The organism is Mesorhizobium sp. M7A.F.Ca.CA.002.15.2.1, from assembly GCF_003998715.1.
Classification (GTDB): domain Bacteria; phylum Pseudomonadota; class Alphaproteobacteria; order Rhizobiales; family Rhizobiaceae; genus Mesorhizobium; species Mesorhizobium ciceri.
Map to the genome: position 1 here is coordinate 1 of NZ_RZPI01000063.1, position 13,908 is coordinate 13,908.

The window sequence follows — 13,908 nt, forward strand, 5'->3', positions numbered from 1 at the left end:
GAACAGAACGTCGCCGACCCTGACCATCTGCCCATCCTTGACGTCGATCGAGACGATCTGGCTGGACACCCGCGCGTTGATGTTGACGACGGCGGGAGACGAGACGAAGCCGATCGCATAACGCCGGATCGGGAAATCGGCTGTCGAGGCGACGGCCGAGAGGATGGAAGCCGAGCGGGCGGCACCGCCGCCACCTGCCGCCTTGTCGCCCGCTGCCGGCTTGCCGGTTGCCGATTTGTCCGCGGCAGCGACCTGCTTTGCGCCGATGAGCTGCTGAGCCTTGCTCAGCGCGTCCGGAGACACATAGAGCCAGGCCGCGCCCGCACAGGCGACGGCAAGCAACGAAAGAACGACTTTTCCACGCATGGTCAAAGGCCCTCTCCACCCGACACGTCGTGGTCCGATGGTTCTACTCTAGCGCAAATCACGGCCCGTTGCCGCGATTTCGCCGAATAGATAGGACGCGCCTTTGTCGGAAAAGGGCCAAAACACGGCATTACGAAGATTTAATGTGCACTGCACAATGGATGTGCAACACGGGCTGAATCCCCATCCGACGGCTTGCGAGCCATCGCCTTCCGGCCTGAGACGACCAGAATGTGCGCGTCTCGACCTATTTGAGCATCGGCCAAAGCGTCGCCGCCAGCAGCACGCCCATGGCGATGTTGAACCATTTCAGCCGTACCGGGTCCGACAGGAAACCGCGCAGCGCGGTGCCGAACCCAGCCCACACCGAGACGCTCGGCAAATTGACGATGGTGAAGGCCACAGCGATCAACACCACCGACAGGAACGGGTGCTCGGCATTGGCATAGACGGCCATGGCGGTGATCGCCATCACCCACGCCTTGGGATTGACCCACTGGAATGCAGCCGCCTCGATGAAGCGCATCGGCCGCGCCTTCGTCTCGCCCTTGCCGGTCAGCGTGCGCGACATGGCGATCTTCCAGGCGAGGTACAAAAGATAGGCGCCGCCGGCGATCTTGAGCGCGGTATGCAGCGCCGGAAACGCCGTCAACACAGCGCCAAGGCCAAGACCGACGGCAAGCAGCAGCACGAGGAAACCCATGCTGATGCCAAGCATGTGCGGAACGGTTCTGACGATGCCGAAATTCACGCCCGATGCCAGAAGCATGAGATTGTTCGGCCCCGGCGTGATCGAAGTCACCAAGGCGTAGACAAGCAGGGCAAGGAAAGCGTCAAGCGACATGGATATCCTCCCCGACAAGTCAGGATCGTTGTCTTTTCTAGGCAACCCGCAAAGGCCCACGGACGGCCCACAGCGGGGCCAGAAGCCTCACTGTGGAAGCTGGCTGGCGCGCCCGGCGCCAGCACCGAAGGCCTACATCGCCTGCGGGCCGCGGTTCAACGCCGCCACGCCGGTGCGGCAGATTTCGACCAGGCCGAGCGGCTTCATGATGGCGATGAACTGATCGATCTTGGAGCCCTTGCCGGTGATCTCGAAGATGAAATGCTCGGTGTTGGCGTCGATGACGCTGGCGCGGAACGCATCGGCCAGCCGCAGCGCCTCGACCCGGGCCTCGCCGATGCCGGCGACCTTGACCAGCGCCAGTTCGCGTTCCAGCGGCCGCTCCTGGCCGGATTCATGCGAACGCACGGTCAGGTCGACGACGCGGTGCACCGGCACGATGCGCTCCAGCTGGTGCTTGATCTGCTCCAGCACATGCGGCGTGCCGCGCGTCACGATGGTGATGCGCGACAGGTGTTTTTCATGCTCGGTCTCGGAGACGGTCAGGCTCTCGATGTTGTAGCCGCGCCCGGAAAATAGGCCGATGACCCGGGCAAGCACGCCCGGCTCATTGTCGACCAGCACGGAAAGCGTGTGGTTTTCCGGCTTTTCCGTTTCCTTGGCGATAAAATAGGCCGAACCGGTCGGTTGTAGCTGTGCGTTCATGACATGAATCTCGATTTCAAGCTCTTGAGCTAATTCTTTGTTTGCGCAGGGCTTTCTCGCGACAGCCCTGCCTTGGTTCTGCCGGCTACACCAGTTCCCTGCCCTTGGCGTCGATGGCATTGGCCACCGCCTCGTCGGTCGCCTCGTCGGGCAACAGCATCTCGTTATGCGCCTTGCCCGACGGGATCATCGGGAAGCAGTTGGCGAGCGTCGCCACGCGGCAATCGAACAGCACCGGCTTCCTGACCGAGATCATCTCCTTGATCGCGTCGTCCAGCTCGTCCGGCTTTTCGCAGCGAATGCCGTGGCCGCCATAGGCCTCGGCCAGCTTGACGAAGTCCGGCATCGCCTCGGTATAGGAATGCGACAGCCGGTTGCCGTGCAGCAACTGCTGCCACTGCCGCACCATGCCCATATACTGGTTGTTGAGGATGAAGATCTTGATCGGCGCATTGTGCTGCACCGCCGCGCTCATCTCCTGCATCGTCATCTGCACCGAGGCGTCGCCGGCAATGTCGATGACCAAAGCGTCGGGATGCGCGATCTGCACGCCGAGTGCTGCCGGCAGGCCATAACCCATCGTGCCCAGCCCGCCCGACGTCATCCAGCGGTTCGGCTTCTCGAAACGATAGTGCTGCGCCGCCCACATCTGGTGCTGGCCGACCTCGGTGGTGATGTAGGTGTCCATGCCCTTGGTCAGTTCGTAGAGCCGCTCGATGGCGTATTGCGGCATGATCACGTCGTTGTTCATCTTGTAGGCGAGCGAGTCGCGCGCACGCCATTTGGCGATCTGCTCCCACCAGGGGTAGAGCGCCTTCTTGTCGGCCTTGGCGCTCGCCCGCCACAGCCGCACCATATCCTCCAGCACCCGGCCGACATCGCCGATGATCGGCACCTCGGTGTGGACGTTCTTGTTGATCGACGACGGATCGATGTCGATGTGGATCTTCTTCGAGTTCGGCGAGAAGGCGGTCAGCCGGCCGGTGATGCGGTCGTCGAAGCGCGCGCCGATGCAGATCATCACGTCGCAATCATGCATGGCCATGTTGGCTTCATAGGTGCCGTGCATGCCGAGCATGCCCATCCAGTTCTTGCCCGATGCCGGATAGGCGCCGAGGCCCATCAGCGTCGAGGTGATCGGGAAACCGGTGAGATCGACCAGTTCGCGCAACAGATGGCTCGCTTCCGGGCCGGAGTTGATGACGCCGCCGCCGCTGTAGATGATCGGCTTCTTGGCGCCCGCCATCAACTCGACCGCCGCCTTGATCTTCTCCAGGTCGCCCTGGACCTTTGGCTGGTAGCTGGTGCGTGGCGCGATCTGCGGCGGGACATAGAATCCCTTGGCGAACTGCACATCCTTCGGGATGTCGACGACGACCGGACCGGGACGGCCGGTGGTCGCGACATGAAAGGCCTCGTGGATGGTGGCGGCGAGCTCGTTGACGTCCTTCACCAGCCAGTTGTGCTTGGTGCAGGGGCGCGTGATGCCGACCGTATCGCATTCCTGAAAAGCGTCCGAGCCGATCAGCGAGGTCGGCACCTGCCCGGTCAGGCAGACCAGCGGGATCGAATCCATCAACGCGTCCTGCAGCGGCGTCACCGCATTGGTGGCGCCCGGGCCGGAGGTCACCAGCATCACGCCGGCCTTACCGGTCGAACGCGCATAGCCTTCCGCCGCATGGCCGGCGCCCTGCTCATGGCGCACCAGTATGTGCTCGACCTCGTCTTGCTGAAAAATCTCGTCATAGATCGGAAGGACAGCGCCGCCGGGATAGCCGAAGACATGCTTGACGCCATTGTCCTTCAGCGCCTGCACCACCATTTCGGCGCCCGTCATCTCGCGCCGCTCGTTCTGTCCGTTGCTCATCGGTCTGGTCCCGTACTGTCGCCATTGGGCGTTTGCTGGTCGTTTAGTCGTGTTTCAGGCAATAAAAAAGGCCCCCGAGGGAGCCTGTGTCTTGCGCATGGGGGGTTTTCGCCCGGCGGTTACACCGCCTTGCCCACGCGCTTTCCTACGAGAATGAGTGCTGTTTTCATGGTGGCGGACACTAAGGGCGGGCAAGGCGACCTGTCAACGGGAAAAATCGCGCCGGCGCGCACAGCGTGCCGGCGCGATTGAGGCGATCAGCGCGGCGCCTTGCAGCGGGAAACGCGCGGATCGCATCTGGACACCTTCCTCGCCTGCATCTTCGCTGGCGGATGGTGAGGTGCCACCCTTGCCGGGCCATGGTGCTGGGGCATGTGCATTGCCATCGCCTGCTGATGCGGCTTCTGTTGTCCGGCACCGCGTGCAGGACGCTGCCCCGAGACCGGCTTGGCCGAACCCGGTTTGGCCGACGATTTGACGACGATACGTCCATCGCCCGCGGTCCTGTCGGCATGCAGCTTGAGCGCATCGGCCTTCGCGCCGTTGCCGGCGGCCATCCGCTTGCGCACAGTGTTGCCAGGCTTCACGACGGCTGGATTGCTCGCTGTCACAGCGCTCGGAGACGTGGCCTTGTCGCCGCTCGCAATCTTGGGGCCATGGCCCGCCACGATTTGCCCGTTCCCATTGGCCGCCTTGGCGGCAGGCATTGCATTGCCGGCAAGCTTCTTGATTTCGGCGCCCCTGGAAGCATCGAGACGTGCACTGGCAAACACGCCTTTGAGCGGAGGAACCAGTTTTGCCGCCTTGATCGATTCCATGACGGGCTTCGGGAGTTGCTGCAGCCGGGGTCCGGCATTGATTGCAACCACCTGGTTGCCAAGCCGCACGCGTGGCGCATTGTTGACCACGACCGTCTGGTTGATGAATGTCGTGTTGCGCACGATGACGACGTTCTCCTGAACCGGCCGCACCACCCTGACCAGATCCACCGCGCCGATCGCCGCCACCGGCACGAAACACCACCAGGCGTCGTCGAAGGCGGCACCGACGTCGGGCGGCGCCGGAGCCCAGCCGACATCATTGCCGCCCTGACGCCAGACCACCCAGGCTGGCGCCCATTGATCGCCGGCGATCCACACCCAGCCGAAATCGGGATCATACGCCCAGCGGCCATAGTGATAGACGACATCGCCGAATGGCTCGGTGGACTGCCAGTACCAGCCATTGTCAGTCCAGACCCACCTGCCTTCGGTGTAGGGCCGCCATTGGGTATGCACCGAGGGAACCCAGACATCGCCGAAGCGGCTGGAGGTTCGCCATCCGCCATAGTTCGAAAGCCTTTCGCGGACGGTGACGGAAATTTCCGCCGCATGCGCCTGTGTTCCGGGCAGCATCAGCGGGCCGGTCAGCGTCGCACTCAAGGCCATGACCGCGGCCATTGCTGCAGCACGTCCACGCCGGCCGAGAGAGTGGCGTGAAGACGCTTGGAAAAAGGATATGATAATCATAACGGGCTCCAGAGTTCCGCATCCAGAAAATCCCGGGAACCGCCCTGCTGCCCGCCACCGCTTCCCGGCTTCTCACCGATCGGTTGTCATCGGCCCCGGTGACCGCATTGCGGCATTTGACCATCAACTTTGCGCGACCGGCGCGGCATTCACAAATGGGACGGTCGTTTCCGGCGCCCGGGCGATTGCGAAACCGCCGGGTGATCCCATTTTGCGAATAAACCATTGAAACCGCTGGAAACTATGGTGGGGCGTGACGAGGGCCGCCATCTCTGACGATACTTGATCGTCCGGCGGCAAGCCCGTCGGAGCCATCACCATGACGATCTGGATTTCACGGGAGGAAACCTGATGCTCGACAAGCCCTCTAGCAAGAAACTGTCTGACGTACTCGACCAGTTCGGCGCCGCGCTTGCTGCCGATGACATCGAGAAGGCGGTCGATTGCTTTCAAGAAGATTGCTACTGGCGCGACCTCGTTACCTTCACCTGGAACATCAAGACCATGGAAGGCCGCGACCAGGTCCGCGACATGCTGAAAAGCCAGTTGTCGAACACCAGGCCATCGCACTTCGCCATCGCCAAGGGCGAGGACGCGACCGAGAGCGGCGAACTGATCGAGGGCTGGATCAGCTTCGAGACGGAGGCGGCACGCGGCTTCGGCCATATCAGGCTGAAGAACGGCAAGATCTGGACGCTGCTGACCACCATGGCCGAACTGAAAGGCCACGAGGAGCCGGCAGGCTTCGCGCGGCCGATGGGCGCCAGGCACGGCTCGGGCAAGAACCGTCCGACATGGAAGGAAGAGCGCGAGAGGGAAGCCGCCGAGCTCGGCTTCAAGACGCAGCCCTATACGGTGATCATCGGTGGCGGCCAGGGCGGTATCGCGCTCGGCGCGCGGCTGCGGCAGCTTGGCGTGCCGACCATCATCATCGAGAAGAACGAGCGTGCCGGCGACAGCTGGCGCAAGCGCTACAAGTCGCTCTGCCTGCATGACCCGGTCTGGTACGACCATCTGCCCTATATCGATTTCCCCAAGAACTGGCCGGTCTTCTCGCCCAAGGACAAGATCGGCGACTGGCTGGAAATGTACACCAAGGTAATGGAGCTGAATTACTGGTCCTCGACCGAGGCCAAAAGCGCTTCCTATGACGACAAGACGAAGGAATGGACCGTTGTCGTCCACCGTGACGGCAAGGACATCACGCTGAAGCCGAAGCAACTGGTGCTGGCGACCGGACAGTCCGGCAAAGCCAATCTGCCGAAATTCAAGGGCATGGAGACCTTCAGGGGCGATCAGCACCACTCGTCGAAGCATCCGGGTCCCGACGCCTATGCCGGCAAAAAGGCCGTTGTCATCGGATCCAACAATTCCGCCCATGACATCGCTGCCGCACTTTGGGAAGCCGGCGCCGACGTGACCATGGTGCAGCGCTCGAGTACCCATATCTCCAGGTCCGACACGTTGATGGAAATCGGACTGGGTTCGCTCTATTCGGAGCAGGCGCTGCAGAATGGCATCACCACCGCCAAGGCCGATCTCATCTTCGCTTCGCTGCCCTACAAGATCCTGCACGAGTTCCAGATCCCGGCCTATGCCGAGATGAAGAAACGCGATGCGGCATTCTACAAGGGACTGGAAAAGGCCGGTTTCATGCTCGACTGGGGCGACGACGAGTCCGGCCTGTTCATGAAGTACCTCAGGCGCGGCTCTGGCTATTACATCGATGTTGGCGCATCGCAGTTGGTCATCGATGGTTCGATCAAGCTGAAGAGTGGCGTCGACGTCGAAGAGATCAAGCAGCACTCGGTCCTGCTCAGCGACGGGTCGGAACTGCCTGCGGACCTCATCGTCTACGCCACCGGCTACGGCTCGATGAACGGCTGGGCCGCCGATCTGATATCGCGCGAAACCGCCGACAAGGTCGGCAAATGCTGGGGCCTCGGCTCGAACACCACCAAGGATCCCGGCCCCTGGGAAGGCGAGTTGCGCAACATGTGGAAGCCTACACAGCAGGAAGCGCTGTGGTTTCACGGCGGCAACCTGCACCAGTCACGCCACTATTCACAATTCCTGGCGCTGCAGCTGAAGGCCAGGCAGGCCGGCTTGGCGACGCCGGTCTACGGGCTGCAGCAGGTGCATCACAAGGGGTAGGCGAGCGCGATTCCGGCGAAGCCGGAAGAAAGAAGGCAGGGCTTGCACCCTGCCTCCTTCCTTTGAGGGAATTACGCCGGCTTACCCGCCGCGAACTGCGTCACCACCCGCTGCAACAGCGGCACGTAATCGCGAAACGTCCGCGTCTTCATGTTGGCAATCTTGCCGCTCTCGTCCCAGATGCGGACCCGGACCGCTTCCTCATGGAACGGGTTCTTGCGGAACTCGGCCACCTCCTCGGCATTCATCGGCCCGCCCTGCAGCGACAGCGTATGCACCGAGGCCGGCGACAGCCTGCCGAAATAGGTCGGATCGGTGGCGCAGAGATAGCGCTTGGCGGCGACATGCAGCCTGACGCATTCGACGATGACAGGTGGAAAGAACGGCGCCAGCACTTCGCCGCCGGCTTCGTCATGATGCTTGTCCTCGACATCCTCGGGCGAATAGGTGCCGAACTCGCTGGTGTAATGGCCAATGTCGTGCAGCAGCGCCGCCGCCACCAGCTCGTCCGGCGCGCCGTCCTTTTCGGCGAACCAGGCGCCCTGCAGCATGTGCTCCGACATGGTGACGGGTTCGCCGAGGTAGGATTCCGCACCCCGGCGCTCGAAGATGTCGGCAATGAATTCGACGATATTGTCCGCGTTCAAATCCTGGCCGCTCATTCCGCCGCCTCCTTGAACCCGTGTTCTATCGACGCGAGCGTCGACAGCAGGCCATCCTTGTCGGCGTAACAGCCCTGCAGCCAGCGCTTGCCGGTTCCGGAAAACGCCTTGCGGGCGTGCATGACGCGCGTGTTGTCGACGATGAAAGCCTGCCCCGCTTCGAGCTTGAACGTCACTTCGAAGGATGGATCCTCGATCAGTTCGGCGAACCGGCGGTAGGCGGCGTAGTACGCCTCCATGTCGGCGAAGGGCACGTCGACCGTCGGCGCCAGCGAGCGGTTGTTGAAGCGGATGCAGATCAGCTCGCCATCGGGCCCGAGCTCGATCATCGGCCGCTTCGCCTGCAGCCGCACACCGGAAGAGCCGGCATATTCGAAGCGCGCCGGGCATGAGCTCAGCAGCCGGAAGCCTTCCGGGTTCTCAGCCTGCAGCGCAGCCGCGACGGCAAACCCGTCGACGACGCTGGATTCGCCGCCCTCAACCGTATTCTCGATGCAGGACAGGATCTGCAGCGTCGGCACGGGGTCGCGATAGGGATTGTCGGTATGCGCCTGGAGCCCGAGATTGGTGTAGGCGAGATTGCTCGGATTGACCTCGGCGCGCACTTCGAACCAGCGGCCGTAATTGGTCTCCCTGATATAGCCGAACAGATCGGACACCTTGCACAGCGCTCCGGATTCGGCCGGCAGATCGTCCATCACCGCAAAGCCATAGGCTTTCACCGCCGACAGCCATTGCCCCAGCACAGCGCGATCATGGCTGGCCGCAGCATAGCCGGCGCGCGGCACCGAATTCTGCATCGAGGCCTTGGTCCATCGCACGGTGGCCTCGTCTGTCCAGCCGGGCTGGCGGGCCGCGTCACGATCATAGGCATTGGCACTCAGCCATGCCGCCGGGAAACTCACTGTTTTCTGCTCCGGCACGAAGCTGACTTCCAGGGCGCCGCCCTTGAGCGATGCCGCGCCGATCCTGGTGTCGGCGGGAATGTCGAGGATGGTGATCAGCCGTTGGCCATTGCCGGCGCTGCGCGTCTTGTCGTCCAGCGCATTGTCGCGCAGCCACATGGCGTGAAAGCGGCTGCGCGACCCGTCCTTCCAGCCAAGTTCGATTGTTCTACCTTCGTCGCCGATCAGCGCCTGGGTGAGCATGGAGATCCGTTCCTGTCCATTGCGTCCCCCGCAGCTGATCCGCAGGGTTTCGATTGCATGTTGATCGCGCGAGAGGCATAATTCAAATTATCCTTTTTTGGCCAATGACCACGATATACTAATGTCTCGAACCACACCCCTGCCGCCGCTCGACTGGCTGCGCAGTTTCGAGGCTGCGGCGCGGCTGTCGAATTTCACCGCGGCGGCAGCCGAGCTTGGCCTCACCCAGGCGGCCGTCAGCCAGCACATCCGCTTTCTCGAGGAGCGGCTGAAGACACGTTTGTTTTCGCGGCTGGCGCGCGGCGTCGCCCTGTCGCCGGAGGGGGCAGCCTACCTCCCCCACATCCAGTCGGCCTTCGCCACCATCGGCAACAGCACCGCGGAACTGTTCGAGCCGCGCGCCGTCCAGACCGTGACCATCCGGGCGCCGATTTCCTTTGCCTTGCTGATGCTGGTTCCGGCGCTGCCCGATCTCGCGAAGGCACTGCCGCGCATCCAGCTCGACCTGGTGACGATCCATCGCCCTACCGATTACGACCTGCCAGGCTCGGTGCTCGATATCCGTTTCGGCAACGGATCCTTCCCCGGCCGCGAAGCCGACAGGCTGACCGCCGAGCGGCTTGTGCCGGTGGCGGCTCCGGGTCTGGTCGGCGACGCAGACTGGACCTCCTTGCCGCTGCTTCTGGTTGCCGGCGCGCGCGAGATGTGGGCGGAATGGTTCGCTGCCGCCAGGCTGGCCGGCCATCCCAGGCGATCGCACCGCTTCGACAGCTTCGTTGCCGCCATGGAAGCGGCCAAGGCCGGCGCCGGCGTGCTTTTGGGCTCGCGGCCGCTGGTCGATGCGGCGCTCGACAGCAAGACGCTGGTCAGGCTTTCCGACTTCGAACTCTCCAGCACATCGGGCCATTTTCTGACCAAGGCGTCGACAGCGCGCCTAACCGGCGCCGAGCAGGATTTCCGCCAGTGGTTGCTGTCGCGCCTCTCCGCGCCGGCATGATTGGTTACGAGATTTGCCCGATCCGCTTCCAGTAGATCAGCGTGCCGGTCAGCCCGCCATGCGGCTTCAGGGCATAGTCCGGTATCTCACCGGCCAGCGTGAAGCCCAACCGCTCATAGAGGCCTGAGGCGCCCTCCTCGGTTGCCGTGTCCAGAACCAGCAGCGTGCGGCCCTTCTCCACCGCAAGGCTCTCGGCGGCCCGCATCAGGCGCGTTCCCACGCCCCTGCCCCGGTAGTCTGTGCGTGTCATCAGCTTGGCGATCTCGGCCCGGTGCGGCTGGTTGGGCGGACAGTCGGGCAGCAAGGTCACGGTGCCGACCAGGTTTTTGCCGTCCCAGGCGCCAAGCATCGCTCTTTCGCCCCTTGCCGCCGCGGCCAGCGATTTCTCCCAGAAACCCCTCGCCGCCTGCGGCGCCAACGGATGCATGAAGCTGACCGAACCGCCTGCCGCCACCGTTGCGACCAGCAATTCGGCCAGCCCGTCCTGCGTCTCGGCAGCCGGGGTCAGGGTTGCGATCTCGATCGAGTTCATGTGCGGGATATCCTGTGATTGCGATAGAAGCGGGCGCATTGCCGTCACTCCAGATGGCGCGCGCGGCGACGCTTTCGCGCCGCCTTGATGGCGCTGATGCGGTCGGCATCTTCGTGCCCGAGGTGCCGCCCGCGCTCGAGAATCTCGAGCGTGTACTCCTCGTAGGTCAGGCCAAGCCGCTCGGCTCTGTCCATGCGCAACAGCATGACCTCGTGGCTCGGCGCCTTCCACGCCTTGGCGTGCGCTGCCTGCCAGGCCAGGAAGATATAGGGATCGCCCGTGCCCCATGGCGGGCCCTTGTACTCATCGAGAGGCGGCCCCCCATTGTGGGAGCGCTTTGGTCTCTTTGCCATTGTGTCAGCCTCTGACCAGGGCGACCAGATAGTCGGCGCCGGGCTCCAGGGCATGGAAGGTGCAGTCCGACGGCGCCCCAAGCGCCAGGCAGTCGCCGGGCTCGAGCTTGTGCGCCATATCGCCTTCGATGAATTCGAGCCGCCCGGAAATCAGCCATATCTGCTGCTTGATGAAGGCGTATGAAGCAGCCGGAAAACTGACCCTGGCGCCCGCCGGCAGATGCACCTTGATCAGTTCCAGCGGCATATCGCCAGCCGGCGAAAGATGCCGCCTGACATAGCCGGTATCGGGATCGCGCCATACCGGCTGGTCGGCCTCGCGCAGCAGCCCGCCGCCCTGCAGCTCGGCGCGCGCGATCAAGGTCGACAGCGTCATGCCGAAGGCCGACGCGATGCGCACCAGAAGCGCCGCCGTCGGGCTGGTCTTGCCTCGCTCGATCGTGCTGAGCATCGCCTTCGAGACGCCGGAATGCTCCGCCAGTTCGGCCAGGGACCAGTCACGCATGACCCTTTCGGCGTGTATCCTGCGGCCTATCGTCGAGGAAATTTCGTTCGCTATATCATCCATATGTCTATTATAGTGAAATATTGACGCCGGAGAAGAGCCGCCTTGCGACAATTTTCACAGGCCCCTTAATGCTCTCTACACCATCCGACCTCATCGGGCCTTAACCCCATTCGGGTAGGATCGACTCTCCAGGGAAATGGGGATTGGCCTGTCCATGTATGTCGAACGCGAAGCCTCCGTGGGGGAACCGACCTCGCAGGAGCGCCGCCAGACCGAGCAGAACGACAAGCGCATCCTCGGCAATGTCGTGCAATGCGACGGCGCTCGCGCCACCATCAGCGCCTATGCGGACGATGCCGACGGCGCGGTGACCGGCCTGTGGACAGTCGGCAAGATGATTTCCATCAATCTCGGATCGACGCGAACCGTCGGCCTTGTCTACGCGATCGGCAAGTCGGACCGCGCCTGGAGCAATGAGGGCCAGAACGCCATCGAGGTCAGCATCGAGTTGATCGGCGAAGTCCGTGACGGTGCGGAGCCCGGCGCCAGACCGGTCTTCGACCGCGGCATCACCACCTATCCGCATATCGGCGCCGTTGCGCATCGCATCCGCACCCGCGACCTGCAGGCGGTCTATGACCTTGCCGGGCGTCATTCGATCACGATCGGCACGCTCGCGCAGGACGAGACGATCGCCGCCAACATCGCTATCGACGATACGCTGGCGCGTCACTTCGCCATTGTCGGCACGACCGGCGTCGGCAAATCCACCGCCGTTTCGCTGCTGCTGCGCAAGTCGATCGCGGCACGGCCGGATCTGCGCATCCTGATCCTCGACCCGCACAACGAGTTCGCGGCATCGCTGCCCGAATACTGCGTCAGGGTCGATTCCAAAACCTTGGATCTTCCGTTCTGGATGTTCACGCTGGAGGAATTCGCCGAGGTGCTGTTCCGGGGCCGCGAGACCGAGCCGGAAGAAATCGATGCCTTGCGCGACCTGATCCCGGCCGCCAAGAATCTCTACCGCAACCCGAATTCGGGCTCCTATATCAGGCGCGGCAGCGATGCGCTGACCGCCGATACGCCAGTGCCTTACCGCATCGCCGACCTGCTGAAGCAGATCGATGAGCGCATGGGCATGCTCGAAAGCAAGACCGATCGCCCGACGCTCAAATCGCTGAAGACGCGCATCGAATCGGCGGCGGCCGATCCACGTTATCGCTTCATGTTCAACTCGCGCCTGATCGAGGACACCATCCACGAGACGATCGGCAACATCTTCCGCGTGCCGCATCATGGCCGTCCCGTGACCTGCTTCGAGATGGCCGGCATGCCGTCCGAAGTGGTCAATTCCGTCTGTTCGGTGCTGGCGCGCCTGGCCTTCGATCTCGCTCTATGGAGCGAAGGCAAGCTGCAGCTTCTGTTTTTGTGCGAAGAGGCGCACCGCTATATGCCGGCCGACCCGCGTCTCGGATTCGCGCCGACCAGGCATGCGCTGTCGCGCATTGCCAAGGAAGGCCGCAAATATGGCTGCTATCTCGGCGTCGTCACCCAGCGCCCCGGCGAGCTCGACCCGACCATCCTGTCGCAATGCTCGACCTTCTTCGCCATGCGGCTTGCCAATGAGCAGGACCAGGCGATCATCCGCTCGGCGATTGCCGACTCTTCCGCCTCGACGCTTGCCTTCCTGTCCTCGATGGGCCAGCGCGAAGCCATCGCCTTCGGCGAAGGCGTGGCGACGACCATGCGGCTGAAGTTCGAAAAGCTGCCGAGCCACCTGCTCCCCGGCACCGCCAAACGCGAAGAGGCCACGTCGAAGCCGGGCGACGATGTCGATCTGGTGGCGATCGTGGAACGATTGCGCAACGTGCCGAAATCGACGCAGCAGGCGATGGCCTTCGCCGAGGTCGTGGATTCAGGCCGCCAGGCCGGCGACCCCGACTACCGCAAGCCACCCGCCGCACGCCCGCCATCGGACGACGATTTCGACATGCGCTACGGCCTCAAGCCCGCAACCTTCGGCCTGCGCCCGCAAAACGATTGAGCTTGCGACCCGGCTGTTCTGCCGGCCGATTGAGAAGCCGCGCTAAGCTCGCGCCCTGCCTGGACCGCTTGGGTAAATCCCGTCAGGGAATTCGTCAGGCTGAGTCGGGTGGTGCTGTTTTCGAGAACCGAAGCGGAGCGGACATTTGAGTCCGTGAGCATCGGAAGCGCAGAAAACGGCGCCAGACGGCCAGCCTCACGAATTCAGGGACGGGATTTTA

At 63.2% G+C, this 13,908-nt stretch carries 13 protein-coding genes; 3 read left to right on the plus strand and 10 right to left on the minus strand.

Going from position 1 to position 13,908, the window contains the following annotated elements:
• The 5 genes from ENZ74_RS06320 to ENZ74_RS06340 all read right to left on the minus strand — a co-directional run.
• Positions 1 to 366 (minus strand): biotin/lipoyl-binding protein (locus ENZ74_RS06320; protein WP_127312698.1); only part of this gene is annotated, 366 nt, incomplete at its 3' end.
• Positions 367 to 613: 247 nt separating this feature from the next.
• The gene (locus ENZ74_RS06325; RefSeq protein ID WP_024501399.1) at positions 614 to 1,210 is read right to left on the minus strand and encodes a LysE family translocator; all 597 of its coding nucleotides are present in this window, start codon (positions 1,208 to 1,210) and stop codon (positions 614 to 616) included.
• A 132-nt stretch (positions 1,211 to 1,342) separates the two neighbouring features.
• Positions 1,343 to 1,915, minus strand: coding sequence for an acetolactate synthase small subunit (gene ilvN, locus ENZ74_RS06330; RefSeq protein ID WP_013531048.1), 573 nt, complete (start codon positions 1,913 to 1,915; stop codon positions 1,343 to 1,345).
• An 85-nt stretch (positions 1,916 to 2,000) separates the two neighbouring features.
• On the minus strand, positions 2,001 to 3,782 hold the full coding sequence (locus ENZ74_RS06335) for an acetolactate synthase 3 large subunit (protein ID WP_082826477.1): 1,782 nt from the start codon (positions 3,780 to 3,782) through the stop codon (positions 2,001 to 2,003).
• Positions 3,783 to 4,039: 257 nt separating this feature from the next.
• The gene (locus tag ENZ74_RS06340) at positions 4,040 to 5,221 is read right to left on the minus strand and encodes a DUF6600 domain-containing protein (protein ID WP_063168270.1); all 1,182 of its coding nucleotides are present in this window, start codon (positions 5,219 to 5,221) and stop codon (positions 4,040 to 4,042) included.
• Between the two features lie 420 nt (positions 5,222 to 5,641).
• Here ENZ74_RS06340 and ENZ74_RS06345 point away from each other — a divergent pair, with 420 nt between their 5' ends.
• Positions 5,642 to 7,444 (plus strand): NAD(P)/FAD-dependent oxidoreductase, encoded by a 1,803-nt coding sequence (locus ENZ74_RS06345; RefSeq protein WP_063168271.1) that lies wholly within the window; start codon positions 5,642 to 5,644, stop codon positions 7,442 to 7,444.
• A gap of 71 nt (positions 7,445 to 7,515) precedes the next feature.
• Here ENZ74_RS06345 and ENZ74_RS06350 read toward each other — a convergent pair whose 3' ends face one another.
• Together ENZ74_RS06350 and ENZ74_RS06355 are read right to left on the minus strand one after the other, a co-directional pair.
• Positions 7,516 to 8,106 carry an HD domain-containing protein gene (locus ENZ74_RS06350; RefSeq protein WP_063168272.1) on the minus strand — a complete coding sequence of 197 codons (591 nt, stop codon included), beginning with the start codon at positions 8,104 to 8,106 and terminating at the stop codon, positions 7,516 to 7,518.
• On the minus strand, positions 8,103 to 9,254 hold the full coding sequence (locus tag ENZ74_RS06355) for a gamma-butyrobetaine dioxygenase (RefSeq protein ID WP_063168273.1): 1,152 nt from the start codon (positions 9,252 to 9,254) through the stop codon (positions 8,103 to 8,105). Before ENZ74_RS06355 ends, ENZ74_RS06350 begins: the two co-directional genes overlap by 4 nt.
• A gap of 121 nt (positions 9,255 to 9,375) precedes the next feature.
• Here ENZ74_RS06355 and ENZ74_RS06360 point away from each other — a divergent pair, with 121 nt between their 5' ends.
• Positions 9,376 to 10,251 carry a LysR family transcriptional regulator gene (locus ENZ74_RS06360; protein ID WP_024501405.1) on the plus strand — a complete coding sequence of 292 codons (876 nt, stop codon included), beginning with the start codon at positions 9,376 to 9,378 and terminating at the stop codon, positions 10,249 to 10,251.
• A 4-nt stretch (positions 10,252 to 10,255) separates the two neighbouring features.
• Here ENZ74_RS06360 and ENZ74_RS06365 read toward each other — a convergent pair whose 3' ends face one another.
• From ENZ74_RS06365 to ENZ74_RS06375, 3 genes are read right to left on the minus strand one after another with little or no spacing between them, the layout of a single operon-like run.
• On the minus strand, positions 10,256 to 10,783 hold the full coding sequence (locus tag ENZ74_RS06365; protein WP_063170265.1) for a GNAT family N-acetyltransferase: 528 nt from the start codon (positions 10,781 to 10,783) through the stop codon (positions 10,256 to 10,258).
• A gap of 44 nt (positions 10,784 to 10,827) precedes the next feature.
• Positions 10,828 to 11,136 (minus strand): hypothetical protein, encoded by a 309-nt coding sequence (locus ENZ74_RS06370; RefSeq protein WP_013531040.1) that lies wholly within the window; start codon positions 11,134 to 11,136, stop codon positions 10,828 to 10,830.
• Between the two features lie 4 nt (positions 11,137 to 11,140).
• Complete coding sequence (locus ENZ74_RS06375; protein ID WP_027160588.1) at positions 11,141 to 11,704, minus strand: XRE family transcriptional regulator; 564 nt, start codon at positions 11,702 to 11,704, stop codon at positions 11,141 to 11,143.
• Between the two features lie 154 nt (positions 11,705 to 11,858).
• Here ENZ74_RS06375 and ENZ74_RS06380 point away from each other — a divergent pair, with 154 nt between their 5' ends.
• Entirely contained in the window at positions 11,859 to 13,688 is a 1,830-nt protein-coding gene (locus ENZ74_RS06380; RefSeq protein ID WP_024501408.1) for an ATP-binding protein, read from the plus strand.
• The last annotated feature ends 220 nt before the right edge of the window (positions 13,689 to 13,908 follow it).

Excerpts from the sequence above, each read along its gene's own strand:
- ENZ74_RS06360 (WP_024501405.1), top strand. The coding sequence starts at position 9,376 with ATGTCTCGAACCACACCCCTGCCGCCGCTCGACTGGCTGCGCAGTTTC.
- ENZ74_RS06370 (WP_013531040.1), bottom strand. The coding sequence starts at position 11,136 with ATGGCAAAGAGACCAAAGCGCTCCCACAATGGGGGGCCGCCTCTCGAT.
- ENZ74_RS06340 (WP_063168270.1), bottom strand. The coding sequence starts at position 5,221 with ATGGCCGCGGTCATGGCCTTGAGTGCGACGCTGACCGGCCCGCTGATG.
- ENZ74_RS06345 (WP_063168271.1), top strand. The coding sequence starts at position 5,642 with ATGCTCGACAAGCCCTCTAGCAAGAAACTGTCTGACGTACTCGACCAG.
- ENZ74_RS06350 (WP_063168272.1), bottom strand. The coding sequence starts at position 8,106 with ATGAGCGGCCAGGATTTGAACGCGGACAATATCGTCGAATTCATTGCC.
- ENZ74_RS06380 (WP_024501408.1), top strand. The coding sequence starts at position 11,859 with ATGTATGTCGAACGCGAAGCCTCCGTGGGGGAACCGACCTCGCAGGAG.
- ENZ74_RS06365 (WP_063170265.1), bottom strand. The coding sequence starts at position 10,783 with ATGAACTCGATCGAGATCGCAACCCTGACCCCGGCTGCCGAGACGCAG.
- ENZ74_RS06355 (WP_063168273.1), bottom strand. The coding sequence starts at position 9,254 with ATGCTCACCCAGGCGCTGATCGGCGACGAAGGTAGAACAATCGAACTT.
- ENZ74_RS06325 (WP_024501399.1), bottom strand. The coding sequence starts at position 1,210 with ATGTCGCTTGACGCTTTCCTTGCCCTGCTTGTCTACGCCTTGGTGACT.
- ilvN (WP_013531048.1), bottom strand. The coding sequence starts at position 1,915 with ATGAACGCACAGCTACAACCGACCGGTTCGGCCTATTTTATCGCCAAG.
- ENZ74_RS06335 (WP_082826477.1), bottom strand. The coding sequence starts at position 3,782 with ATGAGCAACGGACAGAACGAGCGGCGCGAGATGACGGGCGCCGAAATG.
- ENZ74_RS06375 (WP_027160588.1), bottom strand. The coding sequence starts at position 11,704 with ATGGATGATATAGCGAACGAAATTTCCTCGACGATAGGCCGCAGGATA.